The 26,117-nt window shown below is 65.8% G+C and carries 22 protein-coding genes; 15 read left to right on the top strand and 7 right to left on the bottom strand.

Annotated elements, in window-relative coordinates; genetic code table 11:
• The first annotated feature begins 71 nt into the window (after positions 1-71).
• From ACYQ6W_RS09150 to ACYQ6W_RS09085, 14 genes are all read left to right on the top strand, one after another.
• Positions 72-1,706: an acetolactate synthase large subunit gene (locus ACYQ6W_RS09150; protein ID WP_459674891.1), complete on the top strand. Its 1,635-nt coding sequence runs from the start codon at positions 72-74 to the stop codon at positions 1,704-1,706.
• A gap of 187 nt (positions 1,707-1,893) precedes the next feature.
• The gene (locus ACYQ6W_RS09145; protein WP_459674890.1) at positions 1,894-2,841 is read left to right on the top strand and encodes a 3-hydroxyacyl-CoA dehydrogenase; all 948 of its coding nucleotides are present in this window, start codon (positions 1,894-1,896) and stop codon (positions 2,839-2,841) included.
• Positions 2,838-4,367, top strand: a complete 1,530-nt coding sequence (locus tag ACYQ6W_RS09140) for a sugar ABC transporter ATP-binding protein (protein WP_459674889.1) — start codon at positions 2,838-2,840, stop codon at positions 4,365-4,367. Before ACYQ6W_RS09145 ends, ACYQ6W_RS09140 begins: the two co-directional genes overlap by 4 nt.
• A complete protein-coding gene (locus tag ACYQ6W_RS09135; RefSeq protein WP_459674888.1) occupies positions 4,364-5,353 on the top strand; it encodes an ABC transporter permease in 990 nt (329 codons plus the stop codon). Before ACYQ6W_RS09140 ends, ACYQ6W_RS09135 begins: the two co-directional genes overlap by 4 nt.
• Complete coding sequence (locus ACYQ6W_RS09130) at positions 5,350-6,375, top strand: ABC transporter permease (RefSeq protein WP_459674887.1); 1,026 nt, start codon at positions 5,350-5,352, stop codon at positions 6,373-6,375. The genes ACYQ6W_RS09135 and ACYQ6W_RS09130 overlap by 4 nt, the downstream gene beginning before the upstream one ends.
• 68 nt (positions 6,376-6,443) lie before the next feature.
• Positions 6,444-7,652, top strand: coding sequence for a sugar ABC transporter substrate-binding protein (locus tag ACYQ6W_RS09125; RefSeq protein ID WP_459674885.1), 1,209 nt, complete (start codon positions 6,444-6,446; stop codon positions 7,650-7,652).
• 72 nt (positions 7,653-7,724) lie between these two features.
• Positions 7,725-9,011: a histidinol dehydrogenase gene (gene hisD / locus ACYQ6W_RS09120; protein ID WP_459674884.1), complete on the top strand. Its 1,287-nt coding sequence runs from the start codon at positions 7,725-7,727 to the stop codon at positions 9,009-9,011.
• Between the two features lie 18 nt (positions 9,012-9,029).
• Positions 9,030-10,076, top strand: a complete 1,047-nt coding sequence (locus ACYQ6W_RS09115) for a LacI family DNA-binding transcriptional regulator (protein WP_459674882.1) — start codon at positions 9,030-9,032, stop codon at positions 10,074-10,076.
• On the top strand, positions 10,073-10,609 hold the full coding sequence (locus ACYQ6W_RS09110; RefSeq protein WP_459674881.1) for a hypothetical protein: 537 nt from the start codon (positions 10,073-10,075) through the stop codon (positions 10,607-10,609). Before ACYQ6W_RS09115 ends, ACYQ6W_RS09110 begins: the two co-directional genes overlap by 4 nt.
• Positions 10,610-10,625: 16 nt before the next feature.
• The gene (locus tag ACYQ6W_RS09105; protein WP_459674880.1) at positions 10,626-11,504 is read left to right on the top strand and encodes an N-acyl homoserine lactonase family protein; all 879 of its coding nucleotides are present in this window, start codon (positions 10,626-10,628) and stop codon (positions 11,502-11,504) included.
• A gap of 9 nt (positions 11,505-11,513) precedes the next feature.
• The gene (locus tag ACYQ6W_RS09100; RefSeq protein ID WP_459674879.1) at positions 11,514-12,278 is read left to right on the top strand and encodes an SDR family NAD(P)-dependent oxidoreductase; all 765 of its coding nucleotides are present in this window, start codon (positions 11,514-11,516) and stop codon (positions 12,276-12,278) included.
• Complete coding sequence (locus tag ACYQ6W_RS09095) at positions 12,263-13,510, top strand: four-carbon acid sugar kinase family protein (protein ID WP_459674878.1); 1,248 nt, start codon at positions 12,263-12,265, stop codon at positions 13,508-13,510. Before ACYQ6W_RS09100 ends, ACYQ6W_RS09095 begins: the two co-directional genes overlap by 16 nt.
• Complete coding sequence (gene pdxA, locus ACYQ6W_RS09090; RefSeq protein WP_459674876.1) at positions 13,494-14,510, top strand: 4-hydroxythreonine-4-phosphate dehydrogenase PdxA; 1,017 nt, start codon at positions 13,494-13,496, stop codon at positions 14,508-14,510. Before ACYQ6W_RS09095 ends, pdxA begins: the two co-directional genes overlap by 17 nt.
• Positions 14,511-14,627: 117 nt before the next feature.
• On the top strand, positions 14,628-15,827 hold the full coding sequence (locus ACYQ6W_RS09085) for a glycosyltransferase (protein WP_459674875.1): 1,200 nt from the start codon (positions 14,628-14,630) through the stop codon (positions 15,825-15,827).
• A gap of 37 nt (positions 15,828-15,864) precedes the next feature.
• Here ACYQ6W_RS09085 and ACYQ6W_RS09080 read toward each other — a convergent pair whose 3' ends face one another.
• The 3 genes from ACYQ6W_RS09080 to ACYQ6W_RS09070 form a co-directional block, all read right to left on the bottom strand.
• Entirely contained in the window at positions 15,865-17,199 is a 1,335-nt protein-coding gene (locus ACYQ6W_RS09080; protein ID WP_459674873.1) for a flippase, read from the bottom strand.
• A gap of 198 nt (positions 17,200-17,397) precedes the next feature.
• Positions 17,398-18,747, bottom strand: a complete 1,350-nt coding sequence (locus ACYQ6W_RS09075) for a hypothetical protein (protein ID WP_459674872.1) — start codon at positions 18,745-18,747, stop codon at positions 17,398-17,400.
• Entirely contained in the window at positions 18,744-20,201 is a 1,458-nt protein-coding gene (locus ACYQ6W_RS09070) for an exopolysaccharide biosynthesis polyprenyl glycosylphosphotransferase (protein WP_459674871.1), read from the bottom strand. The genes ACYQ6W_RS09075 and ACYQ6W_RS09070 overlap by 4 nt, the downstream gene beginning before the upstream one ends.
• Positions 20,202-20,884: 683 nt before the next feature.
• Here ACYQ6W_RS09070 and ACYQ6W_RS09065 point away from each other — a divergent pair.
• Positions 20,885-22,066, top strand: coding sequence for an outer membrane beta-barrel protein (locus tag ACYQ6W_RS09065; RefSeq protein ID WP_459674870.1), 1,182 nt, complete (start codon positions 20,885-20,887; stop codon positions 22,064-22,066).
• Between the two features lie 66 nt (positions 22,067-22,132).
• Here the strand turns inward: ACYQ6W_RS09065 and ACYQ6W_RS09060 are convergent, their stop codons facing one another.
• The 4 genes from ACYQ6W_RS09060 to ACYQ6W_RS09045 form a co-directional block, all read right to left on the bottom strand.
• Entirely contained in the window at positions 22,133-22,732 is a 600-nt protein-coding gene (locus ACYQ6W_RS09060; RefSeq protein ID WP_459674868.1) for a polysaccharide biosynthesis/export family protein, read from the bottom strand.
• 64 nt (positions 22,733-22,796) lie between these two features.
• On the bottom strand, positions 22,797-23,564 hold the full coding sequence (locus ACYQ6W_RS09055; RefSeq protein WP_459674867.1) for a transglycosylase SLT domain-containing protein: 768 nt from the start codon (positions 23,562-23,564) through the stop codon (positions 22,797-22,799).
• Positions 23,564-24,649: a glycosyltransferase family 4 protein gene (locus ACYQ6W_RS09050; protein ID WP_459674866.1), complete on the bottom strand. Its 1,086-nt coding sequence runs from the start codon at positions 24,647-24,649 to the stop codon at positions 23,564-23,566. The genes ACYQ6W_RS09055 and ACYQ6W_RS09050 overlap by 1 nt, the downstream gene beginning before the upstream one ends.
• Complete coding sequence (locus tag ACYQ6W_RS09045) at positions 24,646-26,115, bottom strand: hypothetical protein (RefSeq protein ID WP_459674865.1); 1,470 nt, start codon at positions 26,113-26,115, stop codon at positions 24,646-24,648. The genes ACYQ6W_RS09050 and ACYQ6W_RS09045 overlap by 4 nt, the downstream gene beginning before the upstream one ends.
• Positions 26,116-26,117 lie beyond the last annotated feature (2 nt).

The raw sequence follows: 26,117 nt of genomic DNA, 5'->3' as shown, positions 1-26,117 counted from the left end.
TCTCGCACCGTCATCCGGATGCAGGTAAAACGAGGGCCGAAGACCACTGCCAGCGAGGCCAGGAGAATTTCATGCCGAAAGCTGCCGAACTGCTCGTTGCCGCCCTCGAGAACGAGGGGGTCGACCGCATCTTCGGCATTCCGGGTGAGGAAAACCTCGATGTGGTGGAGGCGCTACGTCACTCTTCGATCGAGCTTGTGCTGACCCGGCACGAACAAGCGGCCGCCTTCATGGCAGCGACCCATGGCCGACTGACCGGCAAGCCCGGCGTTTGCCTCACCACGCTTGGGCCGGGTGCGCTCAACCTCACGACGGCCGCCGCCTATGCGCAGCTTGGCGCCATGCCGATGATCATGATCACCGGACAGAAGGGCATCCTGTCCTCACGCCAGGCGCAGTTTCAGATCGTCGACATCGTATCGGTGATGAAGCCGATCACGAAGCTTGCCCGCCAGATCGTTTCACCGGCCATGATCCCGACCCTGGTGCGCGAAGCCTTCCGTGTGGCGGAAGAGGAACGTCCCGGCCCAGTTCTGTTGGAACTGCCGGAGGATATCGCCGCGGCCGAAACGGCGCCCGTTACCCTGATCCCGCCGCATCCGGTCGAATTGCCCCGGGCGAGTGAAGCGGCACTCGATCGCGCGGCAGACCTCATCATGCGGGCCGAGCGCCCGCTGGTGATGCTGGGTGCGGCGGCCTCGCGGCCGCGATCCAGCTCCGATCTCGCCCAATTCGTGGTGCGCTCGCGCATTCCGTATTTCACGACGCAGATGGGCAAAGGCACCGTGCCCGGCGGCACTGAGCTCTACATGGGTACGGCCGCGCTGTCCGAGCGGGACTACGTGCACGAGGCGATCGAGCGGGCGGACCTCATCATCACCATCGGCCACGATACGGTCGAGAAGCCGCCCTTCATCATGGGGGCAGACGGCCCTCAGGTCATCCATGTCGGTTACCAGCCAGCAAGCGTCGAGCAGGTCTATTTTCCTCAGACCGAAGTGATCGGCGATCTCGGCTCCTCCCTGCGTCTGCTGGCTGACCGCGTCGAGGGCCGGCTGCCGAATGCACAGGCCCTCTTGCCCTTGCGGGAGGGGATTTTGGCGCGGATCGCCGCGCGGGCGACCGAAGACCGGCTGACGCCGCAGCGCCTGGTGCACGACATCCGTCAGGTGATGCCGCCCGACGGCATCCTGGCCCTCGACAACGGCATGTACAAGATCTGGTTCGCCCGCAATTACCGCACGCAGGTCGCCAATACGCTGCTGCTTGACAATGCGCTGGCAACGATGGGGGCGGGCCTGCCCTCGGCCATCATGGCGGCGCTGCTCAATCCAAACCGGCGGGTGATGGCGGTCTGCGGGGATGGCGGCTTCATGATGAACAGCCAGGAGTTGGAGACGGCTGTCCGGCTCCGGCTCAATCTCGTCGTCCTCATTATCGAAGACCATGCCTTTGGCATGATCCGCTGGAAACAGGCGGTGGACCATTTCCAGGACTACGGCATGACCTTCCAGAATCCGGACTTCGTGGCCTATGCCCAGGCCTATGGCGCGAAAGGCACGCGCGTTACCGCGGCCGAAGGTTTGCGGCCGGCACTCGAAGCCGCGTTTACCGGCGGCGGCGTGCATCTCGTCGTCGTGCCGATCGACTATTCCGAGAATACACGAGTCCTCGTCGACGAGCTGCGCGAGCGGCTGCCGGTCTGACATGGCGGCGCGGCCTCGCGCCGCGCCTTTTTGAAGCCACGGTGCATCCGGATGCAAAAACCGCTTGCATCCGGATGCAATGGGCTTAGACTTCTTCCTGTCCAAGAAGCCGGCCATAGTCCGGGTGAAAGAAAAGGTCGCATGCATCGGGCTTTGCCTGAAACCTTGCGCCAGGAGGAGCGACGCGATGAGCGAAACCGCGAAAGTCGCGATTATCGGCACCGGTCTTGTCGGCCGCGGCTGGGCCATCGTTTTCGCCCGCGCAGGGTATGACGTCGCCCTCTATGACGGCCAGTCTGGTGCCGCGGACGCTGCGCGCGGTCTCATCGCGCAAAGCCTGGATGATCTTCGTGCCTTCTACCTGATCGATGATTCGAAAGCGATTCTGGCCCGCGTAACGCCAACCGCCACGCTCGCGGAGGCCTTGCACGGTGCGGTCTACGCGCAGGAAAGCGTCTTCGAGACGATCGAAGCCAAACGGGCGGTTTTTTCGGAGATCGACGCGGTAGTCGGGGTGGACACCCTGATCGGCTCTTCCTCCTCCGGCATTCCGGCCTCGGCCTATACCGACCATGTGCGCTGCCGCGCCCGCTGCTTGGTCGCTCATCCCGTCAACCCGCCCTATCTCGCCCCCATCGTGGAACTGGTTCCTGCGCCTTGGACAGAGCCTGAAACGATTCGGCGCGTGCGCCATCTGATGGAAGCGGCGGGGCAGGTGCCGGTGGAGATGACGCGCGAGGCAGAAGGCTTTCTCCTCAACAGGCTGCAGGCCGTCTTGTTGATGGAGGCTTGGCGTCTGGTGGAGCAAGGTCTTGCCTCCGCCGAGGACATTGACCGCACGGTGAAACACGGGCTCGGGCTACGCTGGAGCTTCATGGGCCCCTTCGAGACGATCGACCTGAACGCACCGGGCGGGATTGCCGATTATGCCCGCCGACTTGGCCCGCTGTACCAGCGCATTGCCGCATCAACGAAGTCGCACCAGGTGTGGGACGATGCGCTGATCGCCAAGCTCGAAACCGAGCGACGCGCTATCCTGCCGGCTGAGAAGCTCGCAGAGCGCATGGCGTGGCGAGACCGACGGTTGATGGCGCTCGCCCACCATAAGCGGCAAGTTGCGGAGGAGACGCCATGAGTGGCGAGACCGCCTCCGGCATTCGCCTGCATGTCGAAGACCTCGCCAAAGCCTATGGCGCGACCATCGCCCTGCGCCGCGTGACGCTCGATCTGCGGCAGGGTGAGGTGCATGCGCTACTCGGCGAAAACGGCGCTGGCAAATCAACGCTGGTCAAGATTCTCAGCGGCATCGTGACACCGGATCGCGGGACGCTGCGCCTGGATGGTGCGGCCTACAGTCCCGCATCTTTGATGGAGGCGCGTCGTGCCGGCATCTCCACGGCATTTCAGGAGCTGAGTCTCCTGCCCAATCTGACGGTCGCGACCAACCTGTTGCTGCCGACGCTCATCAAAGGCCTGGGCGGATTGGCCGTGGCGCGTCGGAACGAGGCCCGTGCGGCGGAGATTCTGAGCGAATTCGATGCCACCGACATCCCGGTGCGCGCTTTGGTCCGGGATCTGTCCCTGGCCCAGAAGCAGCGGCTTGAGATCGTCCGCGCCCTGAGCCACCGGCCCCGCGTGCTCATTCTCGATGAGCCGACGGCAGCTCTGGCCGAGCCTGAATGGCTGTTTCGTTTGATCGCGCGCCTCACCGCCGCAGGAGGCGTCTCGATCCTCTACATCTCCCACCGCCTCGCGGAAGTACGGCGGCTCTGTCAGCGGGGCACGGTGCTGCGCAATGGCGAAAGCATCGGCACGGTCGATCTCGCCGGCACGGAGGATGGGGACATCTTTCGCATGATGGTGGGCAGCGCCCCGGAGGGGCATCAACCCGGCCAGGCGGCGGATCATGCCACGGCCGCCCCCGCGATTGCCGTGCGCGGCCTGACCGGCCGGACGATCAGCGATGTCGGCTTCACGCTGCGCCAGGGCGAAATCCTGGGTCTTGCCGCCCTCGAGGGCCAGGGCCAGCGGGAGCTGATGCGCATGCTGGGCGGCGTGGTGGCGCCGCTCTCCGGCACGATCGAGGTCGAGGGCCGGCCGCTGCGGGCGGCGACGCCCGCGGCAGCGCTTGCCGCCGGCATCGGCTTCGTGCCGGAGGAGCGCAAGACGGAAGGCATCTTCCTCACCCTCGGCACCGCCGCCAACATCTCCTTTCCCATCCTCAACCGCCTGCGCCAGTTCGGCCTGATCAGCCGCCGGCGCGAGATGCAGGCGGTGCGCGGCGAGGCGGCGCGGGTGGAGCTGGCGCCGCGCTATCTCGACATGCGGATCGGCGCCCTGTCGGGCGGCAACCAGCAGAAGGCGCTGATCGCGCGCGTGCTGCTGTCGGGCGCCCGCAACCTCGTGCTGTTCGACCCGACGCGCGGCGTCGATGTCGGTACCAAGCAGGTGATCTACGGCGTCATTCGCGATTTCACGGCGGCAGGGGGCAGCGTGCTGATCTATTCCACGGAACTCGCCGAACTCGTCCAGCTCGTGCATCGCTGCCTGGTGCTCTACCAGGGCCGGGTGATGGGCGAGCTGTCCGGCGCGGCCATGACGGAGGAACGCCTCGTTTCGCTGGCGACCGGCCATGGCGACCTGGCGAGGGCCGCGGCATGAGCGCCACTGGCACGCGGCCCCTGGGCCGGCCCGCCACGGGCCGTCGCCTGGCGGCCCACGGCACCCTGAACGTCTTCCTGGTCTTCCTCGTGCTGCTCATCGTGCAGATCGTCAAACAGCCGGAAACGCTCAGCGCCTCGGGCCTGACGGACCTCTTCAACAATGCCCTGCCCTTGGCCTTGGCTGCGGCCGGCGGCGGCCTCGTGGTGCTGACGCGCGGCTTCGACCTCTCGGTCGCCGGGGTCATCGCGCTCACCAACGTGCTGCTGGCCACAGCCTTGCCGGACGGGGCCTGGGGGGCCGTGCTCGGCCTTCTCCTTGCGGTGGCCGTCGGGGTCGCGGTGGGCGCGGTGAACGGCTGGCTGGTCGCCTATGTGCGGCTGCAATCCATCGCCTCCACGCTCGCCACCATGATCGTCTGCCAGGGCATCGCCCTGCTGGTGCTGGACGCGCCGGGCGGACAGGTGCCGGATGCGGTGGTCTATGGCTTCTCCGGCGTTCTGCCCGGCTCTGTTCCCGTGGCCGCGGCGATCGCGGGCCTCGTCATCCTGCTCTGGCTCGCCTTGCGGCGGACGGACTGGGGCATCGCGGTCTATGCCATCGGGGCGGACGAGACGGCGGCGGCGCTGGCCGGCATTCCCGTCCGCCGCGCCAAATTCCGCGCCTATTGCCTGGCGGGCGGGCTCTACGGCCTGGCCGGGCTCATGCTCAGCGCGGTGACCGCGACCGGCAACCCGAATGGCGGCACCACCTATCTGCTGCTGATGTTCGCGGCCATCGCCATCGGCGGCACCGCCTTCACCGGCGGACGCGGCGGGCTCGTCGGCTCCATGATCGGCGCCGCGACCCTCACCTTGCTGCAGAAGGTGCTGTTCTCCGCCGGCATCTCCTCCTTCTACACCGGTATCTTCCAGGGGCTGGTCATGATCCTCGCCGTCGTCATCGGCGCCGTCACCGTGCGACTGGCGGAAGGGCGCGGCCGATGAGCGGCCTCGACACCGCCCGCCTGCAGGCAACCCCCGACGAACGCCGCGCGCCGCGCCGCCGCATCGGCAGTGAGGTCTGGACTGTGATCGGGCTTTTCGCCGTCACCATCGTGATGATCCTGGCCTCGCGCCTGATCAGCCCGGCCTTCGGCAGCTGGGAGCAGGCGCGCGCCATCCTGGTGCTGACCTCCTTCGTCATGGTCATCGCCTTCGGCCAGCAATGCGTGATCCTGCTCGGCGGGCTCGACCTCTCGGTGGGCTCCATGATGACCATGGGCGGCATTCTGACCTTCAGCTGGATCGGCGGCTCCACCCCCGCCCTCGCCTGGGGCATTCCGGCGGTGCTGCTCGTCACGGGCCTCGTCGGCGCCGTCAACGGCATCGGGGTCACGCTCTTCCGCGTGCCGCCCTTCATCATGACGCTCGCCATGGGCATCATCGTCTACAGCGCAGCCCTCGGCATCACCGGCGGCACGCCGCAGGGCCAGTCGGTCCCGGCGCTGGCGGCACTGTTCAGCCACCGTCTCGCGGGCGTGCCCTGGGTGATCCTGCTGATGGCGCTGCTCGCCGTGCTCGGCACGCTGTTCCAGCAGGCGACGCCCTTCGGCCGCCGGCTCTATGCCATCGGCACCAGCCCCGACGCCGCCGCGATTGCCGGCATGCCGGTGCGCCGCATCGTCATCCTGACCTATGCGATCAGCGGCGCCTCCGCCGGCCTCGCCGGCATCCTGATGGTGGGCTACAGCGGCGGCGCCACGCTGACCATGGGCGACAGCTACCTGCTGCCCTCGATCGCCGCTGTCGTCATCGGCGGCACCTCCATCATCGGCGGGCGCGGCCTTTATGCCGGCGCCATCGCCGGTGCCTTCCTGCTGACGACGCTCTCGACCGTCATCGCCTCCATCGGCATCGCGCAAGGCTGGCGCACGATCATCTACGGATTGGTGATCCTGATCGCCCTGCTGCTGCTGCGCGAGGAACTGTCCCTCTGGTTCACCCGCCTGAGGGTGCGCGCCCGCTGACCGAGGCGGGCGCGCCACGAACGACCCCGACAAAAACAAAAACGGAGGAAACGACAATGCGACGCTGGATGAGACTGAAAACCGCGCTGGTGGCCCTGGGCTGCGGCCTGGGACTGGGGACGGCCCTCGCGGCGCCGGCCCAGGCGCAGGAGAAGCTGAAGATCTTCCTCAGCCTCAGCTACAGCGGCAATGCCTGGCAGAGCGAGGCGGCCAATATCGTCAAGGCGCTGGCCGCGACGCCGCCCTACGACAAGATGGTCGATCTGCGCGAGGTGATTTCCGGCACCGACGTGCAGGCGCAGATCTCGGCCTATCAGAGCATGATCGATGCCGGTGCCCAGGGCATCATCAGCTTCCCGGTCTCGCCTACGGGCCTCAATCGCATCATCAAGCGCGGCTGCGCCAAGGGCGTGCTGTTCTTCATGTACGACGCGACGGTGACGGAGCCTTGCGCCTACAATGTCAGCTACATCACGGCGGGCTTCGGTGAGAATACGGCTCAGGCGCTGGTGAATGCGCTCGGCGGCAAGGGTAAGATTTTCCTCAGCCGCGGCGTGCCGGGCAATTCCGTCGATAAGCGCCATACCGATGGCGCCATGTCCGTCTTCAACAAATACCCGGGCATCAAGGTCGTCGCGGAGTATTACGGCATGTGGTCGGACCAGACGACGCAGTCGGAAACCGCGAAGGCGCTTGCCGCGCATCCGGATGTGGACGGCATCTGGGCGCAGGCCGGTGAAGACGGCGCCATCAAGGCGCTGCTCGCCACCGGGCAGAAGAAACTGATTCCGGTGACGGGTGAGAACTCCAACGGCTTCCGCCTGGCGCTCGCGAACCCGGACTACCAGGCGCGCGGCCTCAAGGGTGTGTCGTCCGGCTCGCCGCCCGCCACCGCCGGCTATGCCTTCAAGCTGATGATGGAGAAGCTGGCGGGCAAGCGGGACCTGAAGGTCCACAACATCCAGTATCCGCTGCCTTGGGTGCCGGCCTCCGGCGTCAAGCTCTGCACCGGGGACACCTTTGCCAATGGCTGCAACACCTTTCCCGCGGGCAAGGTGCCGGATTCCTTCGTGACCGAGGTGTTCGAGCCGACGCTGCTGCCCGAACTCTCGCTGGTGACGGCGCAGGACGGCAAGCCGACGCCGGGTGCCACCATCCAGCCGCTGCCGGCCGATGTTGTGGCGGCGCCAGATACGCCGGGCATCAATTGCAGCCACTGCAAGCCGCCTGCGAACCTCTATCCGCTGACCAAGGTTCAGCCGACCGTCCAGCCCTGACCGGGCGACCGGCTGCCGCCGGAACCGCGGATGTGCGCCGCGGTTCCGGCTTCCCAACAGGAGATGACCAGGATGATCACACACCTCAAAACTGCCCAGACCGCGGCTGAAACCGCCGAGGCGGATCGGAAGGTTCGTCAGACGGTGGAAGGAATTCTTGATGACGTCGCGGCGCGGGGCGATGAGGCGGTCCGCGATCTCTCCGAGCGATTTGACAAATGGAGCCCTGCGCGCTTTCGCCTGACGCAAGCGGAGATCGACGCGCTGATCGCGAGCCTGCCCGCGCAGGTGATCGAGGACATCACCTTCGCACAGGCGCAGATCCGCCGCTTCGCCGAGGCGCAGCTCGGCACGATCCATGATCTCGAGATCGAGACGCTGCCGGGCGTGCGCCTCGGCCATCGCAACATCCCCGTGGCGAGCGTCGGCTGCTACGTGCCTGGTGGCCGCTACCCCATGGTGGCCTCGGCTCATATGAGCGTCCTGACGGCGAAGGTCGCCGGCGTGAAGCGTGTCGTCGCTTGCACACCGCCGCTCGGCGGCAAGCCGCCGGCTGCGACCATTGCCGCCATGGCGATGGCGGGCGCGGACGAGATTTACGTGCTCGGTGGCATCCAGGCGGTGGCCGCCATGGCGATCGGCACGCCCAGCATCGCGCCGGTGGACATGCTGGTGGGCCCGGGCAATGCCTTCGTCGCCGAAGCCAAGCGCCAGCTCTACGGCCGTGTCGGGATTGACCTTTTTGCCGGCCCCACGGAGACCCTGATCATTGCCGATGACAGCGTGGATGCGGAGATGTGCGCGACCGATCTGTTGGGCCAGGCCGAGCACGGCCCGACCTCACCAGCGATTCTGCTCACCACCTCCCGCCGGATCGCCGAAGGGATTGGGGCCGAGATCGCGAGGCAACTCGAGACGCTGGCGACGGCGGATGTGGCGTCCGTTGCCTGGCGCGACCATGGGCAGGTGATCCTCTGCGACACCGAGCAGGAGATGCTGGAGGAAGCCGACCGCATCGCGTCCGAGCACGTGCAGGTGCTGACGCGCAATCCGCGCTGGTTCCTCGAGAACATGACGAATTTTGGTGCGCTTTTCCTCGGTCCGCAGACGAACGTCGCCTATGGTGACAAGGTCATCGGCACCAACCACACGCTGCCGACGAAGAAAGCGGCGCGCTACACGGGCGGGCTCTGGGTTGGCAAGTTCATCAAGACCTGCACCTATCAGGAGGTAGACGACACGGCCAGCGCCCTCGTCGGCGAATACTGCTCGCGGCTCTGCGCCATTGAGAATTTCGCCGGCCACAAGGCGCAGGCTGATCTGCGCGTGCGGCGCTACGGGGGCCGCAACGCGGCGTGACCGAGGTTGTGGGGAGCGATGGACGAGCGTTCGCAGAAGGATCTGGAGCTTCCCCGCCGCGGGCGGCAGCAGCCGGTGACGGCACGAGAACTCGCCCGTCATCTCGGCGTGTCGCAATCGATGATCTCCCGCGCGTTCAGCCCGAATGCGAGCATCGCCCCGGCGATGCGGGAGAAGGTGATGGAGGCGGCTTTGGCACTCGGCTATCAGCCGAATGTCATCGCCCGCAGCCTATCCACCCGCCGCAGCAACATCGTGGGCATCGTCATGGCCAGCATGACCAATCCCTTCTACCCCGAATTGCTTGAGCAACTGACCCGTGCGCTGCAGGAAGTGGGCTTACAGACGCTGCTCTTCCATGCGCCGCCGGGCGAGGATGTGGACAGTCAGCTGCCGCTGCTGCTGCAGTATCAGGTGGATGCGGTGATCATCGCCTCGGCTACCATCTCCTCGGCCATGGCGCGGGATTGGACGGCGACGGGACGGCCGGCCATCCTCTTCAACCGCACCATTCCTGGTGCCGACGTGACGACCGTTTCCTGCGACAACCTGGCCGGCGGACGGGCGGTGGCGGATCATCTAGTGGGTCTGGGCCGGCGGCGCATCGCCTATGTCGCGGGCCGTGCTGACACCTCCACTAATGCCGAGCGTGAGGAAGGCTTCGTGGAACGGCTGCGGGAGCTGGGCTGCCCGCTGCATGCCCGGGCCGGGGGGCGCGATTACGGTTATGAGGAAGGCTACCGCGCGACCTTGGACTTGGCCGACGCGCAGCCGGACGCGATCTTCTACGCAAATGACATCACCGCTCTCGGTGGCATGGACGCCTTGCGTCAGGCGTTGTCCCTCCGCATTCCGGAGGACGTCGCTGTCGTCGGCTTCGATGACATCGCAATGGCCGCCTGGCCGTCTTATGGGCTGACGACCGTGCGCCAGCCGATCCAGGCGATGATCGAGGCAACCGTCGCGCGCCTCGGCGCCGATATGCGGGGGGAAGGGAACGCTGCCGCGCACGAACTGTTTGTCGGCCCCTTGATCTGTCGCCGTTCGACGGGAGGACCCGCATGAGGCGTGTCGAAGATGGCAGCCATCTGCCGCGGCCGGGTTTCTGCGTCGCGGTGGAGCCAGACGTCGAGCCGGCGGCGCTGCCGGAGGGGTTGGATGAACGAACGCTCTTCTACATCGAGCAGGCAAGGCCGGTTTTCGACCGGATCGGCCGTGTCAGTGCCCAACTCTCAGGCCTCCTCATCCTTGCGGCGACGGGCGCGCGCAGCGCCCAGGGGCATCCGATGTTTGCCCTAATCGCGGAAGGGCGCGAGGCCTTGGCGGCGGCGATGGCGATTTTGCGGCCACCGCCTTCGGCCGCCCATCACCACCACCACCTGAGGCGCGCGGCTGTGGCCGTAGCGCGCGCGGTGGACCTGGCGGAGCAGAGGTTGCACCGGCGGGACGATGCCCTGCTCGATCGGCTGACTGCAGCGCTGCGTGCCGCCAATCAGGAATTGCACTGGGCGACGAATGCTCTGCCGGGCTTTGCCGTGGTCGATCTGCGCCAAGCCTGCTGTGCCGCCCACAGCCAAAGAACACACCAAACACAATAAGAAACGAGGGAAGAAGATGGCCAATTATTCTATTTGGGTTCTCGAATACTCCTATGTGAAGAACTATCATATCAGCGGCATCGTCTATGGTGCCCATAATCAAGGCTATCGCAAGCTTCCCTATTGCTACGTGCTGATCAAGGGCGAGGGGATCACCGCCATGGTCGACGTCGGCTACAACAACAAGGACTACGGCAAGGAGATGGCCGATGCTTTCAAGGTGGAGCACTGGCATGATCCGCGCACCGTTCTGGCCGAATGTGGCGTGGCGCCGGAGGAGGTGACGCATGTCTTCATCACGCATGGCCATTTTGATCACATGGGCGGCACCGACCATTTCCCCAATGCGACTTTCTACATTCAGGAACGGGAGCTTTCGAAATGGGTCTGGGCCATGGCCCTGGACCGCAAGTTCCGCTGGCTGATGGTCGCGACCGATCCGGGCGACGTGCTGCGTGTGGTGGATCTGGCGCGCCAGGGCCGCTTGGTCGCCATTGATGGCGACCGCGAGGAGGTTCTGCCGGGTATCGATCTGCGCGCGGCTTTCGATACGCACACCTGGGGCTCGATGTATGTCACCGTGCGCAATTCGGCCGCTGCCGGCACGGAAGACCGTTGGATCCTGGCGGGCGATCTCGTCTATTCCTTCGAGAACCTGCGTGGGCGGGACGAGGCCGATCCGCAATATTTGCCGGTCGGGCTCGGCATGGGCAGCCAGACCAATTTGATGTTCGCGACCGACCAGATGGTGCAGGAAGTGGGCGGCGATACCCATCGCGTCATCCCCATCCACGAAGCCGATCTGCCGAAGGCCTTTCCTTCGCGGGTCAGCGAGAATGGCTTGACGGTGATCGAGATCGCGCTTGCCGACGGCGAGACGAGCAAGGTGCACTGAGGAGAGAGCATGCAACTGCCACGACTTCCATCCATGCGGCTGGACGGTCGCCGCGCCCTCATCACCGGCGCCGGGCGTGGGCTCGGCGTCGCCTGCGCGGCGGCGCTTGCGCAAGCGGGGGCGGCCGTCACCCTCGCCGCCCGGAGCGAGGGCGAGATTGCGGCCGTGGCAGACAGCATTCGGGCCGAGGGTGGGCAGGCCGAAGCCCTGGTGCTGGACGTTCTGGATGCGGCAGCGGTGCAACAGGCGATGGCTGAGCGCGAACCTTTCGATATCCTGGTCAACAATGCCGGCACCAATCGGCCCGCTCCCTTCCTCGATGTGACGATGGAGGATTTCGACGCCATCATGGCGCTGAACCTGCGGGCCGCCTTCTTAGTGGCGCAGGTCGTGGCGCGGCGCCTGCGCGATGCCGGCAAGCCCGGCTCCATCATCCATGTCTCCAGTCAGATGGGCCATGTCGGCGGGCGCAACCGCACGGTCTATTGCGCGAGCAAGCATGCGATGGAAGGCCTGACCAAGGCCATGGCGATCGAACTCGGGCCTTTGGGCATTCGCGTCAACACGCTGTGCCCGACCTTCATCGAAACGCCGCTGACCAGGCCGTTTTTTGAAAACGAGACCTTCGCACGCGACGTTCTCAGCCGTATCAAGCTCGGCCGGCTGGGGCAGATCGAGGAGATCATGGGCGCGGTGGTGTTTCTCGCCTCCGACGCCTCGAGCCTGATGACCGGCTCTGCTGTCATGCTGGATGGCGGATGGACGGCGGAGTGATGGATGCGGGCGGGCGCTGGCTCATCCTGGCGGATGACCTGACGGGCGCCTGCGATTGCGCCGTCGCCTTCGCGACACGAGGACGCAGGGCCTCCGTCACCTGGGGCGGCGAGACCGCAGCCCCGGTGATGGCGGTGGACATGGATAGCCGGCGCCTGTCCGCCGCCTCGGCCCGCACGCGCATGCGGGCGCAGCTGGAACGGCGCCCGCCTGGGGACCGCAACCTCTACAAGAAGGTCGATTCCACCTGGCGGGGACAGCCGGCGGCGGAGATCGCAGCGATCCTTGGCCAGTTGCGCGACGGCGGTGAGGAGGCTTTGGCGATCGTGGCGCCAGCCTTTCCCGCAGCAGGCCGCACGCAGCGCGCGGGGCGGCTGTGGCTGCATGGTCGGCCCTTGGAAGAGAGCGCGCTGTGGCAGGCGGACCACGCCTCTCCGGATGCCGACCTGGGCCGCATCCTGCGAGCGGAGGGCTTGGGCGTGGCCCTCTTGCCGCGGCAGGCGGATACGGCGGCGCTCCGGCACACCATGCGGTCGGGCGTTGAGGTTCTGCTGTGTGATGCCGAAACGCAGGAGGATCTGGATGGCATCGCAGCCGCGGCACTGACACGCGACCGGCGCATCCTCTGGGTCGGCTCCGCCGGCCTCGCCCATGCGCTGGCGCAGCTGGGAGCCTCCGATGCGGCGCCTCCACGCCAGCCGCGCCCTGGGGCAGGTGGCTTTCTTTTCGTCGTCGGCAGTATCGCCGGGGCCTCTCGCAGCGCGGCGGCCGTGCTGGCGGCCGATCCTACTGTCGAAACCGTCACCCTGACGCCTGCGGCCTTGCGTAGCGGCGGCGCGGCACCGGCCGGAGACCAGGTGGCAGAGATTCTGAGGCAGGGGCGGGACGTGTTGGTGACGATCGGTGAAGAAGCGTCGCCTGACCTTGGCGAAGGTGCCACCCTAGCCCAGGCGCTGGCCGCTTGCCTTGCACCAGCCGCCGCTGGGATCGGCGCGCTGTTCCTGACGGGTGGCGAGACCGCGCGCGCCGTGCTGACGGTGCTGGGAGTTGGTGGGATCCGGCTCGTTGGCGAAATCGAACCGGGCGTCCCCTGGGGCGAGACGGAAGGTGCTTTGCGCCGGCCGGTCATTACCAAGGCTGGTGGCTTCGGCACGGCGGAAACCCTGCGGCGCTGCCTCGACCATTTACGCGATCTACGACGGCAGGAGGAAAACGATGATGTCAGCCGCTGAGACCCGCCCGATCGTCGCGATCACCATGGGGGATGCCTCCGGCGTCGGGCCTGAGGTCATCATGAAGGCGTTGGCGCGGGAGGAGGTGTATGCGCTGTGCCGGCCGCTGGTGGTGGGCGACGTGGTGCGCCTACGGGAGGCGGCGGTGCTTTGCGGGCTCGATCTGTCCTTGCGGACGGTGAGCCGCCCTAGCGATGGCGCCTATGAAACCGGCACGGTCGATTGCATCGATCTCGGCCTCATTCCGCCGGGTCATCCTTTCGGGACGCTGTCGGCCCTTTCGGGTGAGGCCGCCTACCGCTACGTCGCACGCGCGACGGAGCTTGTGGGTGCGCGCGAGGCACATGCGATCTGCACCGCGCCGCTCAGCAAGGAAGCGCTGCACAAGGCGGGACACATCTATCCCGGCCATACCGAACTGATCGCCGATCTGACGCACACGCCGGAGGTCTCCATGCTGCTCGTCTCGCCGAAGCTGCGGGTCGTCCATGTGACGACGCATATCGGCTTGATCGACGCGATCCGCCGCATCGAACCTGGCCTTGTCGAGCGCACGATCGCGCGCGGATATGAGACGCTGGTCGCGGCCGGTATCGCCTCTCCCCGCATCGGGGTTTGCGGCATCAATCCGCATGCGGGTGAAAATGGCCTCTTCGGCTACGGCGAGGAGGAGGAGAAGATCATCCCCGCAGTGCGCGCCTGCCAGGCGCGTGGCTGGCAGGTAAGCGGCCCGCACCCGGCAGATACCTTGTTCTTTCTGGCGGCGCGGGGCGATTATGATCTTGTGGTTGCCATGTATCACGACCAGGGGCATGGGCCGATCAAGGTGCTCGGCCTGGAATCCGGCGTGAACGTCACGATCGGTCTGCCTGTTGTCCGCACCTCCGTCGATCATGGCACCGCCTTCGACATCGCGGGGAAGGGTGTCGCGGACGAACGGTCCATGGTCGAGGCGCTGCGGCAGGCGGTGGCGCTCGCACCCGTCGATCGGGTGGCCTAGCCAAAAGGCTGAACCCCATTGGCGGTTCAGGCGAGCGCGTTCGGCGGTTTTCCTCACTTGAGGGGTCTCGTGCAGATGCGACATTGACGAGGCTCATAGCGTCTTGAGGAGTTGCCGATGCCCGATCACGCGATCGTCGATCGCCCGCGTCCTGCGTCCCGGAGCGACGGGGCAGGCAGCCTGATCTCAGGCTGGCCGCCGCGGATCGCCATCGTCCATGAATGGCTGCAAGTCTACGCAGGCTCCGAACGTGTGTTGGAACAGCTCATCCAGTGCTTCCCGGACGCCGATCTCTTCGCCGTCGTGGATTTCATGCCGGAGAAGGATCGCGCTTTCTTAGGCGGGCGGCCCGTCACCACCACCTTCGTGCAGAGGCTGCCGGGCGCGCGACGGCTGTTCCGTCACTATCTTGGCTTGATGCCCATGGCCGTGGAACAGCTGGATTTGAGCGGGTACGACATCGTCATCTCCAGCAATCACGCGGTCGCCAAAGGCGTGTTGACCGGCCCCGACCAGATCCACATCAGCTACGTCCATTCCCCGATGCGCTACATCTGGGATCTGCAGCATCAGTATCTGAAACAGGCTGGCTTGGGCTGGGGGCCCAAGGCGCTCTACATCCGCTGGCTGTTCAACCGCCTGCGCGTGTGGGACCATGCGAGCGCCCAGCATGTCGATCATTTCATCGCGAATTCCCGCTACATCGCACGGCGGCTGAAGAAGGCCTATGGCCGGTCGGCCTCCGTCATTCATCCGCCTGTGGACGTCAATGGCTTCACCCGGGGTGCGGCGAAGGAGGATTTCTATCTCCTGGCTGGGCGCTTCGTGCCCTACAAGCGCGCCGATCTGGTGGTGGAAGCCTTCCGCGCGCAGCCGCACCGCCGCTTGGTCGTCGTGGGCGAGGGGCCGGAAGGGGCGCGCGTGCGGGCCGCGGCGCAGAGCGCCCCCAACATCGAATTTCGCGGCGCCGTGCCGAAGGCGGACTTGGTCGATCTCATGCAGCGAGCGCGTGCCGCCCTCTTTGCCGCTGAGGAGGATTTCGGGATCGCGATGGTGGAGGCGCAGGCTTGCGGCACGCCGGTGATTGCCTTCGGGCGTGGCGGCGCGCTGGACATCGTGGCGGAAGAAGGCACGCCGACCGGCGTTCTCTTCGCTGAACAGTCCGTGCCGGCGATCACGGAGGCCCTGGCGGCGTTCGATCGTCTGGCGGACGATATGACGCCGGACGCCTGCCGCACCAACGCGCTGCGGTTCTCCGAAGAGCATTTCCGCGCCCGGATGCGCGCTTTCGTCGAAGCGGCGGTGGTGGAGGCATAAGCCTCCACCGACACCTCACAAATCCCTCAGGAAACCCTCAGCTGGACCGCAGCCTTCTGCGCCCCATGGCGCAGAGGGCTGCAACCGTATGCGGGGTGTCTGCCACGGCGGCGATGGCCGCCAAGGTGAAGCTGCGCTCCCGCTGCAGAAGACAGAGGGCGAAGGTCCCAGACAGCATCGTCTCCGTCACCACCAGTGCCATGGCCGCGCCGACCGCCCCGAAGCGGTAGCAGGCGCCCGTCAGGAGAAAAAGATAAACCACGGTGTAGCTCATGGAGATGCGCGACACCGTGCGGCTCCAGCCAAGCGGGATCAGGAACTGGCGGGACAAGGCGCCGCCGAGGCCGGTGAGAAGCGGCAGAGCGGCGAGCCACCGCAGAACTGCGGCGGAACCGTGGAACCCGGGGCCGAACAGGATGGCGGCGATCAGATCCGCACCAAGATAAAAGATGGCGCCGATGGTCACGCCCAGCAGAACCTGGAAGCAGAGGAAGTGACCGGCGAGACGCGCGGCAGACTCCCGTGACTGCGCCATCAGGGCATTCACCCGAGGATACATGACCATGCTTACGGGCAGCGCGATCATCAGGGCAACGCGGGTGATGCGGTCGGCCGCGGCGAAGAGGCCCACCGCGCTCGACCCGGCGACGAGCGCGAGAACCAGCGGCGCGGCGGCCGAGTAGGCGATCCAGCTGCTCTGCGTCAGGAAGTAGTGACGATGCTCGACGATCTGACGGCAGGCCGCCCGCATCGGCACGTGCCATCGTCCGAGATCGAGCGTGCGCCGCGCGATGATGAAGCCGGCGAGGCCGGAGAAGAGGCCCCCACCGCCCTGCAGGGCGCATGCGATCCAGGTATCGGCGGGGCTGTGGACGAGAAGGAAGGTAAGGAGGACGACGAGGCTGCGCCCCGCGATGGAATAGAGCGTGAAGACGCCCATGCGCTCCAGCCCCTGCATGAACCAGTCGACGGTGAAGACGGCGCCGATCACGTTCAGAAGGCCGGGCAGCAGAAGGTAGAGCGGAGAAGGCACCTGGTGCAGGGCTAGGACGCCAAAGAGGATGGCGGTGGCGAGGAGCGAGAGCACCGCCTTGGCCGTCATCGTCTTCCAGAAAATCTCGCGCAGCTGCGCCGGGTTGTCTCGTGCTTGCGCGACTTCGCGCGTCGCACCGAGGGAGAAACCCCAATCGACGATCAGATAGAGATAGGCATTGATGCTGATGACGAAGGCAAGAATGCCGTAATCCGCCACCCCCAGGGTGCGGGTGAGATAGGGGACGTTGATCAGCGCGAGGATGTATCCACTCGCCTGAAAGACGGTGGTAGAGACGAGATTGCGCGCAAGACGTTTGAGCGTTCCAGATTCAGCCATCTGCGCTCTCCATCGGGAGCAAAGGTCGGGAGTGGGACAAAGCGAGAAGCATGACATCCCAATGGGTTGAAGGAACCAGATTTGCTATCGCAAGACCGCCGAAGACGTGCAGCGGTGCGCGCAGCGGAAGACAGTTAGTGTGGATTTCGGCTGCGCGGATATAGGCCTTTCGATCAGCGCGTCTCAGCCCTTCAGCCGTCAGGAGGCGTGGCCCGGCAGTTGCAGGATCATGGCGTGGTTGCTGAGATCGAGCGGGACGCTCTGCACGTTCTGAAGATGCTGCAGAGGCGCGGCGCCGCGCGCGATATCGAACACCGCGACGTGACTTTGCTCCGTTCCAAAACGGACGATCACGGAATCCGTCCCATTCTTCCGCTCGTCCCAGACGACGAGATCGAAGCTTCCGTCGCTCTTCTGCAGCAACAGATCATGGACCGTCGTGGAGGCGGTTTCGATGCTGAAGCTGAGCTTGCCCGGATGGGGTAGAGGGTGGCGATCGGCCAAGATCGTCGTGAGGTTGTGGATATAGGTTGCCGCCGGCTTCGGGTGATCTCCGTCGAACAGGCCCTGATGCCCGTCGCCTCCCTCGCCGTCGCGCAACTCGTAGATGAAGGTGTAGCGCCAGCCGCGCTTGAACTGGGCGAGATAGGTATTGCTAAGGACGGCAGCCTGGGCGGCCTCGCCGCCTGGATCGGAGACGCTGTCCCACCCGGTCTCTGTCGTCACCCGCGGCTGCCGCGCCAGGGTCTCTGCGTCATAGCCGCGAAAATGGCGTCGCCAGGTGAGACCGCTATTGCCCCAAAGTCCATCCCAGCGGCCGTCCAAGGTCGGATCGGCCGCCTGCCAGGCTTGATTGTCGCCATAACCGCCATGCACACCGCTGACGTAGTTGTGCACGTTGAGGAAGTCGGAAAACTGCGTTCCAGGCGGCATGGCGCCGTGGAACCCTGAGGGTATCGTGCGGAACTGCAAGCCGAGGTCGGTGGTTTCGGCGCCTGTTTCGGAGGGACCGAAGACCGGATAGCCGTTGAGGGCAGGGTCAGATTTCACGGCTTTGTAGAGCGCCGCCTGAAAGGCTGCGATCGGTGCCCAGCTGTGATCCCGCCCGCCACTCTGGCCGTTGAAGGTGATCGGAAAGTTATTGGGCTCGTTCGGACCTTCAACGGCCAGAAGTGCCTGGCTCTCGGCGAGGCGGCGTGCTGAGGCAAGCTCTCCCATGAGGTCGCCTCCGCCCTGGATGACGAAGCGAACGCCTGTCGCCCGCGCCACCATGACAGCGGAATCGATGTGGCGGGTGCCGTCCCGCACCGCGCGCACGCCGAGATAGCGCAACGGCTCGATGTAGGACCGGGCATCATAGCCTTGGTCGATATGCGTGTTGACGCCGAGGGACGAGAGGAAGCGATCGGCGCTTTCGGCCGCGACAGGCCTGATCGGTCCTGTGTCGAGCCCGCGCTCTGCCACCGTCCCGTCTGCCCTCGCCTGTAGGGGCAGGGCGAGGAGGCAGACGAGGGAGAGGCGTGGCAGCGCCGGGGTGGTGCGCGTCAATGGGCACCCGTGCGCGAGAGAACGGCCGGCAGCGTCTTCAAGAGGACCGCGACGTCCAGCCAAACGCTCCAGTTATTGACGTACCAAACGTCAAGCTGCACGCGGCGGGCGTACGTCGTGTTGCTGCGGCCGCTCACCTGCCACAGCCCCGTCACCCCCGGCCGTGTGTTGTAGTAGTGGGCAATGTCCTCGCCATAGAAGCGTACTTCGCTCTGCACGATGGGACGCGGCCCAACCAGGCTCATCTCGCGACGGATGACGTTGATGAGCTGCGGCAGTTCGTCGAGACTCGTCTTGCGCAGGAAGCGCCCGAACGGGGTGACGCGCGGATCGTGCCGCAGTTTCTGCGTCGCATCCCATTCCGCCTTCAAGGCCGGATCGCGCGCAAGCGCTTCCTGCAGCACCCTATCTCCGTCGACCACCATGGTGCGGAACTTGAGGCAGGGGAACATGCGGCCGCCGATGCCCAGGCGCTGATGCGCAAAGAAGAGCGGTCCGTCGGAAGCGAGATTGAACAGAAAGGCGAGCAGGAAGATCGGGCTGGAGAGAACCAGCAGCACGAGGGCCGCGCTGACGTCGATCACGGACTTGATCACCTGCGCCGCAGTGCGCGATGTCCGATGCTGGAAATTCAGCATGACGACGTCATGGCTGAAGAAGCGAGTCGCCTCCCATGCGAGGGCCGGGATCGTCTGCGGGCTCGGCGCGATCGCAAACGGAACCTTGTCGCGCAAAGCAGTGTCGATGAGCTGACGCTGAAGGGTGGCATCGCCGTCGAGCGCGAAGACGATCTGTGCGGCTTGATGGCGACGCAGGATGGCATGGAGATGCGCGCCCGTCGCACCCCGCACCAGCATCTGAGAGTCGAGCCGGCCGGTCACCACGTAGCCGAGCGAGGGATCCGAGGCGAGGGCGGCTTCTGCCGCGACCGCCGCTTCGCCGTCTCCCACCAGGACGACGGGCAGATGCCAGGCGCCGATCTGGCTGAGTGCGCTCTTCGTCATGGTATTCGTGAGGATCGCGAGAATCGGGAACAGCGCCAGCATGACGAGCCCGGGCAGATGCGCCACGACGTCATGCGCGAAGAAACCGGCAAGGAAGGCGACACCCATGGCCCAGACGGAGGCCGCTAGGAGTCGGCTTGCTTCACTCCAGAACGGCGTGCGCATGGTGTAGCGCCCTCGCAGTCCAAGATAGGCGATGGTGACCGACAAGATGACGGTCACCTCGAAGAGGTTCTGGCCGGAGACGGCGAGGAACCGCTCCAGATGGCGGCTGAACAGAGACTCGCCACCCAGGACGACAGCCTCTGCGAGCAGCGCGGCGATGAGGTCGGCCGTCAGCAGCGCGATCGCGCAGGTGAGCGGGAGAAGCTTGGACGGGGTGCGCGCGGGGAACGCCCTGTCCGGCCCGACGAGCGCCGAGGACGCTGGATGACCTTTCAAGCTGGACAAGACTATCCTCCGAAGGTGCGGTTTTCGATCGGCTGCAGATCTAGAAAACCGCGCTCTTTCTGGGATGATCGCACTTCGACGGAATGCAGTGTCGGCCTGGATGATGGCAAATTGTCGGAGGGATGATGCCCTTCCTTCTGGGGGCGGCGGAGGCGAAGCGCCATCGACCAAGGGGAGGAGGATCGCGGGGGTATGACGGATGGTGGCCGCAAAGCGGCATCCTCCCCTTGGCGCAGTGCACCGTCGAGCAGCCTGCGTGGCCTCATCCTTTTGCAGAAGGGAGTGCGAGCAAGGAGGTAAGGAAGGACCGCGGGCAGCCAGAGCGTAGGCGGCTTCACCTTGCCGTGCAGTGCAGCATAAAACGAAAGATGCTCACAAAACCGTGTTCTTCGCCTAGTCAAAGCTGGATTTGTCAGCGGCCCCTATTATGCTTGGACCCGCTTGGTCGTTCCGATCCGCGGGACGTACAGGCCGTCTCGCAACACCGCCTATCGACGGGTTCTTCCTTGACAGCATTTTCCTTGCGCAAGCCATGGTGCCGTCCGTCTCCGGGGGCCCAGACATGGGCCCTGTCTCTTCTGGGCACCGCGGGTCTGGCACTCTGTGCCGTTCCTGCGCGGGCGCAGACCAGCGCGGACTTGTACTTTCCGACGGGAACCTATGGCTACGACCAGGACCTTGGCGTGACGGTGTTGAGCCGGGCGCGCCCGGGCTATGAAGACAACGGTGTCCAACTGGGAAGCTTCACCATTCGCCCGACGCTGGACCAGTCGATCTTCGACAACACCAACGTCAACGGCAGTGCTGGCAACAACGCCGGAAGCTGGGGCGAGAGAACGACCGGGCAGGTAACGGCGCAGTCGGATTGGTCACGCAACAGCCTGCAGGCAAGCGCAGGTTTCGACCATTACAGCTACTTCGATCTTCCAATCGACAATCACACGGACTGGAACGTGGGACTGGGCGGCGGCTACACCATCGCCGGCGGTGAACTGAAGGCGGCCTATTCCCACTCCACCTACAATCAGCTCGGCACCGAGATCGGCATGGCCCAGTCTCAGGAGCCGGCAACCGATACCACCGATACCGGGACCTTGTCTTACGACTTCAATCTCGGTCGCGTCACCATCACGCCGTCGATCGATTTCAGCGCCTATCGCTTCGGCGACATCACCACCAACGGGGTGCGCACCAGTCAGACCAGCCTCGATCGGAACGTCGTCGCGGCGGGGATTGTGACGCGCTACGAACTCACCGGAGGAACGGGACTTCTCCTCGTCACCCGTGGCTCGAGTTCCAACTTCATTAACCAGGCGCCCGGCGAGATCAGCAACGACTCGGTCAGCGGCATGATGCTGGCAGGGCTCGACTATCAGCCCGAAAACGTTTGGCGCTACTCCTTCCTCGTTGGCTTCGAGACCCGATCCTTCTCTGCCTCCCAATACGGCACGCGGACCGTTCCGGTCCTGTCGGCGCAGGTGGTCTGGACGCCCGATGCCAAGCTTACGATCACCGGCGATCTCACGCGCAGCATCGAAGACGCCGATACCACGGGCAACGATGGCTACGTGCTCAATCAAGGCCGTCTCGTCCTCGACTACGAGTTGAAGAACAACGTCCTTTTGCAGGGGCGAACCACGATCCAGCACGTCTCCTATTTCCAGGGTAGCAGCAGCCAGACGAACGAATCGGTCGGTGGCGGCGTGACATGGCTACTCAATCAGCATGTCCGTCTGTCGCTCGACGATGACTACACGAACCAGAACTCTCCCGGCAGCACGCTGTTGACGGCTGCTGGGCCCGATACGCTCAGCGGTGCCTATACCCAGAACATCGTGATGCTGACGCTGCACCTCGCGCTCTGACGCATCGGCCACGAACAAAAAAGCCCTCGCGCGAGCGAGGGCTTTTTTGTTGCCGCCGAAGCTGGATCAGAAATAGCGCTCGAAGACCGTGACGACGTCGCCCGGCTGCAGTTCTTCTCCGCGCGGCGCCTTGCCTTCGACCACCTGCCCGTCTTCCTTGCGCAGAACGGAGACGTAATTGGTCTGTGCGCGATAGGTGAAGCCGCCGGCGATCGCAGCCAGCGTCAAGGCAGTCATGCCCGGTTCGTAGGGATATTGACCCGGCTTCTTCACCTCACCGAGAATGAACACCGGTCGATATTTCGCGATCTCGACGGAGACGCTCGGATTGTTCAGCATCTTACGCTGCTGCAACTCCGCAGCGATCGTCTGCGCCAATTGGTCCGTGGTCTTGCCGCGAGCCGGGACATCCCCTAGGAGCGGCACCGAGATGTTGCCGCGGTCGTTGACGGTGAAAAGGCCGGTGAGCTGGGTCTGGCCGAAGATCACGACGCGCACCTCTTCGCCAGTGCCGAGCGTGTAGGCGGCAGGCGTCGTGGCGGCAAGTGGCGGCAGGTCCGAGCCGGGCGCGCAGGCCGAGAGCGCCAGACAGGCGGCGAGCGCCGCCCCTGCGAAACGGGGAGCGCGGCCGCGTGAAACGGAGGAGAGGGAAAAGGGAAGGTTCATCACGGCCCTCTATTGCTTTGTGCCAGGGGATTGGAAGGGAAATCTGTGGTGAAGTCTCGCACTGTCAACGTGCGTCACTCAGGAGAATGGGCTGAGAGGCATGAAGCCGGTGCGGCTTCCGTGCCTTCGGGACAGGCCGAAGGCTGGTCCAGTCACCGCTCAGAGTGGCGCCGTCCGCGTTTTGATCTGTAGGCGCCGCACTCTGGCTCAAAGTTGCGTCCCAGGCGCTCTGCAGTGCGGCGAGACGGAGTGCGGCAGGCGATAGGCCGGAGCCGCCGCCAGCAACAAGGATTGCTTCCACCTGCCGGCGATAGGGCAGTGCGAGCGCCAGCGTCTCGGAATGATAGCGGCCGGCGGCTTCTCGCCAATCTCCGGTTTGACCATGCAGCACCGTCAGAAAGCGAGCCGCGTAGAGCGCGTTCTGCGCGGGGTCGAAGGCGTCTTCCAGGCTGCGGAAGGCATTTGGATGATACATCAGGTTGATCTGCATGCAGCCGACGTCGATCGACGAGACGCCGCGATTTTGCGCCTGCGCCACCCACTGCACGGCTGCCGTCTTGGTCGGGAAATAGTGGCTTTCGCCTTCTGCTTGGACCGTCCATGGCCAGGCACGCCGCCCACCGATCGAGCTCGGACGGCCCGATTCAACGAGGCTGATGGCGTGCAGCAGGCCGGAGGGCAGGCTGTACTGGTCGGACGCCGCTTGCACCGCCGCACCGCACAGTGCCGAGGAGTCGGCCGCCGCGTCGAGCGAACCCGCTTGCGCCAAAGGCGCGCGGCATGCAAGCGCCACCGCCACCAGGACGGTGGAGAGGAGAGCGCGCCGGGCCATCAGGCAGCCTGCCGCACCACGTCGCCGAGGAGGCGCGCCGAGGCCGTCCAACTGAGGGCAGACGCGCGCCGCAGCCCCCGCTTCCGTAGATCCTGCGCCAGCCCTGGCTCGTCCAGCAGCCGCTCGATGGCAGCAAGAAGGGCGGCGGGCTCGTCCAACGCGGCATAGAGCGCGTCGTCACCGCAGATTTCAGCGACGGCCCCCCCGGGCGACGCGATCACCGGGCAGCCGCACATCATCGCTTCAACGGGCGGCAGGCCAAACCCTTCGTAGCGCGAGGGAAAGAGGAGGCACGCCGCATTCTCGTAGAGCGCCCGCAACTCGGCATCGCTGGCGCGGCCCAGGCTGCGGACAGCGGGTGCGCCGCTTGTTTCTTGGAAGACGGCGCGGTTGGCACCGCCCGTCATGGCGACGACCATGCCGCGGCTGGCCAACGCCTCCACCACGCGATCGAGCGCCGCCAGGTTCTTGTGCGCCGCGCGGCTACCCACCACCAGCGCATAGCGGCCGCGCTCCAGACCATGTCGCGTCAACACGGCCTCATCCGCCGACACGCGCAGAATGTGATCCGCGCCCTCGTAGATGACCGAGATCCGGCCGGGATCGATGCCGAGGCACTGCGCGATGCGGCCGCGTGAAAACTCCGAGACCGTCACGATCTTGGCGCCAAGCCGGGCGAGCCCATGCTGCAGGCTCTTGTACCACAGGCGGAATTTCCAGGAGTAGGAGTACGGTGTGTCGAAGACGCCGGCATCGTGAATGACGACGACCTGTCCAGCACCCCCCAGCAGCGGGGCGGTGTTGCCAAGGTTGACGAGGGTGCCCCCGCGCGCTGCCCTGGGCAGATCGAGCTGCTCCCACGCATGGCCCTGTCGCTGCCCGACGGCGCGGGCGGGTAGACCAGGCCGGGCACTGGTTGCGGCGCCATCCACGAGGTGCGGCGGCGTCAAGATCGCGGTTTCGGGCCATTCCCCAGCCACCACCAAGCTTTCGACGGCGCGAACGATTTCTGCGGCGAAACGCTGCACGCCGGTCACCGGCTGAGCGAGGTAGCGGCCATTGACGTAGACGGTGCCGACGGTCATGCGAATTTGCCTTGGTTGCGTGCGCCTTCGCCCAGGGCCGGGGTGCCGTGTGCGACAGGGGCTGAATGAGCCCCGGGCCGGATGGCACGGGCCGTCCGAGCTTCTGCCAGCATCCGGGCGGCGGTGCCCGTGGCACAGCCCAGCTGGAGGTAGAAGGCGATGTCACTGATGGTGGGGGCAGAGACGAGCGCGGCGGTGAGCTGGCCCACCATCGCGGCGCCGAAGCCTTCGAGGACGACTTGGCCCGGATGCCGTGGATCGGTCCGTCCGGCGCGACGCATCAGGCTCGTGATCTGCCAGCCGAGCAGCAGCACCATGGCGAGGCCGAAGGCGCCGCCATTCGCCGCGAGGCCTGCGATCAGGCTCGACGCCCGGAAGCTGCCCCAACCGACGCCGAGACCGCCGGTTTGAGCGAGCGTGCCGAGGGCGGCGGCATCCAGGCCACTCCGCTCCTCATAGGATTCACTGTCGCCCTTCGATAATGTTGCCTGAACAACCTCGTTGACCGAAGACTGCAGGGATGGAACCATCACGAACAGCGGCCCGAGCACGACGAGGCCCGCCATGGTGAGGAGGGCGGCCTTCTTCGTCAGTCGCGCGACCGCTGCGCCATTTCCGGTGACGCCGGCATAGAGCATCATGATCGGAAAGCCGGCGACCAGGGTGAGGATGCCGGTTGTCGAGGTCGAGCAAAGCATCGCGAGGATCGCGAGGCCGAGCAGGATATCGCTGCGCATGATGCGCCGGCCGCGGGCATTGAGCCAGAGGCAGCAGAAAAAGAGTCCGGAGAGGTAGAAGGCGAGCGCCGCGGGTTCCGAATAGGTGGCCTGGATGCGCGGCACCGGCCCGATCGTCTGGTTGACGATGGCCCAGCCGGGATTGGAGTAGACGACGTCGGCCGGGAATGGGACGCCGGCCACCCGGTACGCGAAATCCCAAAAGGTGAGGCCGACGACAAGATACCCGCCGAGCAGATAGGCGCGCAGCAGCGTCTCGAACCGGAAGCCGCGGCGCGTGACCAGAAGGCCCGCGCAGAGTGCCGTGATGGAATAAAGCGCGAGATACAGCGTCTGCGTGACGTTGCCGGACGTGAAGGCGAGCGGCACGTAGCCCGGATCAAGCAGATCCGGCCGCTGCGGCCAGACCATGATCCGCCCCTGAAAGGCGTCGGGCAGCACGACGATAGACAGCATGGCATAGGCGAGCAGCGCAAAAAGCGGCGCAAGCGTGCGCAGCACCTGCGCCTCGCCCCGGTAGCGCATGCCCAAGGCGTATTGCATGACGACGTAGGTCACGAAGATCAGGCCCGGCACCAGGGCCGGCTGCAGGCCGAAGCTGCCGAAGACGAAAGCGGCGCCGGCCTGGAAAACGGCCGCAACGAAGGCCAGTTGCAGCAGCCGCACCGGATTGGTGGCCCAGAGAAGACCGAGCGGCAGCAGCACGATGCCAAGGAGGGTGACGCTCATGC

The sequence above is a fragment of the Acidisoma sp. 7E03 genome (genome assembly GCF_054665075.1).
The sequence above is the reverse complement of the archived record's forward strand: the minus strand, read 5'-3'. Positions and strand labels throughout refer to the sequence as shown.

Bases quoted from the DNA above. Each gene is read 5' to 3' on its own strand.
- ACYQ6W_RS09150 (WP_459674891.1), top strand. From the start codon at position 72: ATGCCGAAAGCTGCCGAACTGCTCGTTGCCGCCCTCGAGAACGAGGGG.
- ACYQ6W_RS09145 (WP_459674890.1), top strand. From the start codon at position 1,894: ATGAGCGAAACCGCGAAAGTCGCGATTATCGGCACCGGTCTTGTCGGC.
- ACYQ6W_RS09140 (WP_459674889.1), top strand. From the start codon at position 2,838: ATGAGTGGCGAGACCGCCTCCGGCATTCGCCTGCATGTCGAAGACCTC.
- ACYQ6W_RS09135 (WP_459674888.1), top strand. From the start codon at position 4,364: ATGAGCGCCACTGGCACGCGGCCCCTGGGCCGGCCCGCCACGGGCCGT.
- ACYQ6W_RS09130 (WP_459674887.1), top strand. From the start codon at position 5,350: ATGAGCGGCCTCGACACCGCCCGCCTGCAGGCAACCCCCGACGAACGC.
- ACYQ6W_RS09125 (WP_459674885.1), top strand. From the start codon at position 6,444: ATGAGACTGAAAACCGCGCTGGTGGCCCTGGGCTGCGGCCTGGGACTG.
- hisD (WP_459674884.1), top strand. From the start codon at position 7,725: ATGATCACACACCTCAAAACTGCCCAGACCGCGGCTGAAACCGCCGAG.
- ACYQ6W_RS09115 (WP_459674882.1), top strand. From the start codon at position 9,030: ATGGACGAGCGTTCGCAGAAGGATCTGGAGCTTCCCCGCCGCGGGCGG.
- ACYQ6W_RS09110 (WP_459674881.1), top strand. From the start codon at position 10,073: ATGAGGCGTGTCGAAGATGGCAGCCATCTGCCGCGGCCGGGTTTCTGC.
- ACYQ6W_RS09105 (WP_459674880.1), top strand. From the start codon at position 10,626: ATGGCCAATTATTCTATTTGGGTTCTCGAATACTCCTATGTGAAGAAC.
- ACYQ6W_RS09100 (WP_459674879.1), top strand. From the start codon at position 11,514: ATGCAACTGCCACGACTTCCATCCATGCGGCTGGACGGTCGCCGCGCC.
- ACYQ6W_RS09095 (WP_459674878.1), top strand. From the start codon at position 12,263: ATGGACGGCGGAGTGATGGATGCGGGCGGGCGCTGGCTCATCCTGGCG.
- pdxA (WP_459674876.1), top strand. From the start codon at position 13,494: ATGATGTCAGCCGCTGAGACCCGCCCGATCGTCGCGATCACCATGGGG.
- ACYQ6W_RS09085 (WP_459674875.1), top strand. From the start codon at position 14,628: ATGCCCGATCACGCGATCGTCGATCGCCCGCGTCCTGCGTCCCGGAGC.
- ACYQ6W_RS09080 (WP_459674873.1), bottom strand. From the start codon at position 17,199: ATGGCTGAATCTGGAACGCTCAAACGTCTTGCGCGCAATCTCGTCTCT.
- ACYQ6W_RS09060 (WP_459674868.1), bottom strand. From the start codon at position 22,732: ATGAACCTTCCCTTTTCCCTCTCCTCCGTTTCACGCGGCCGCGCTCCC.
- ACYQ6W_RS09055 (WP_459674867.1), bottom strand. From the start codon at position 23,564: ATGGCCCGGCGCGCTCTCCTCTCCACCGTCCTGGTGGCGGTGGCGCTT.
- ACYQ6W_RS09050 (WP_459674866.1), bottom strand. From the start codon at position 24,649: ATGACCGTCGGCACCGTCTACGTCAATGGCCGCTACCTCGCTCAGCCG.
- ACYQ6W_RS09045 (WP_459674865.1), bottom strand. From the start codon at position 26,115: ATGAGCGTCACCCTCCTTGGCATCGTGCTGCTGCCGCTCGGTCTTCTC.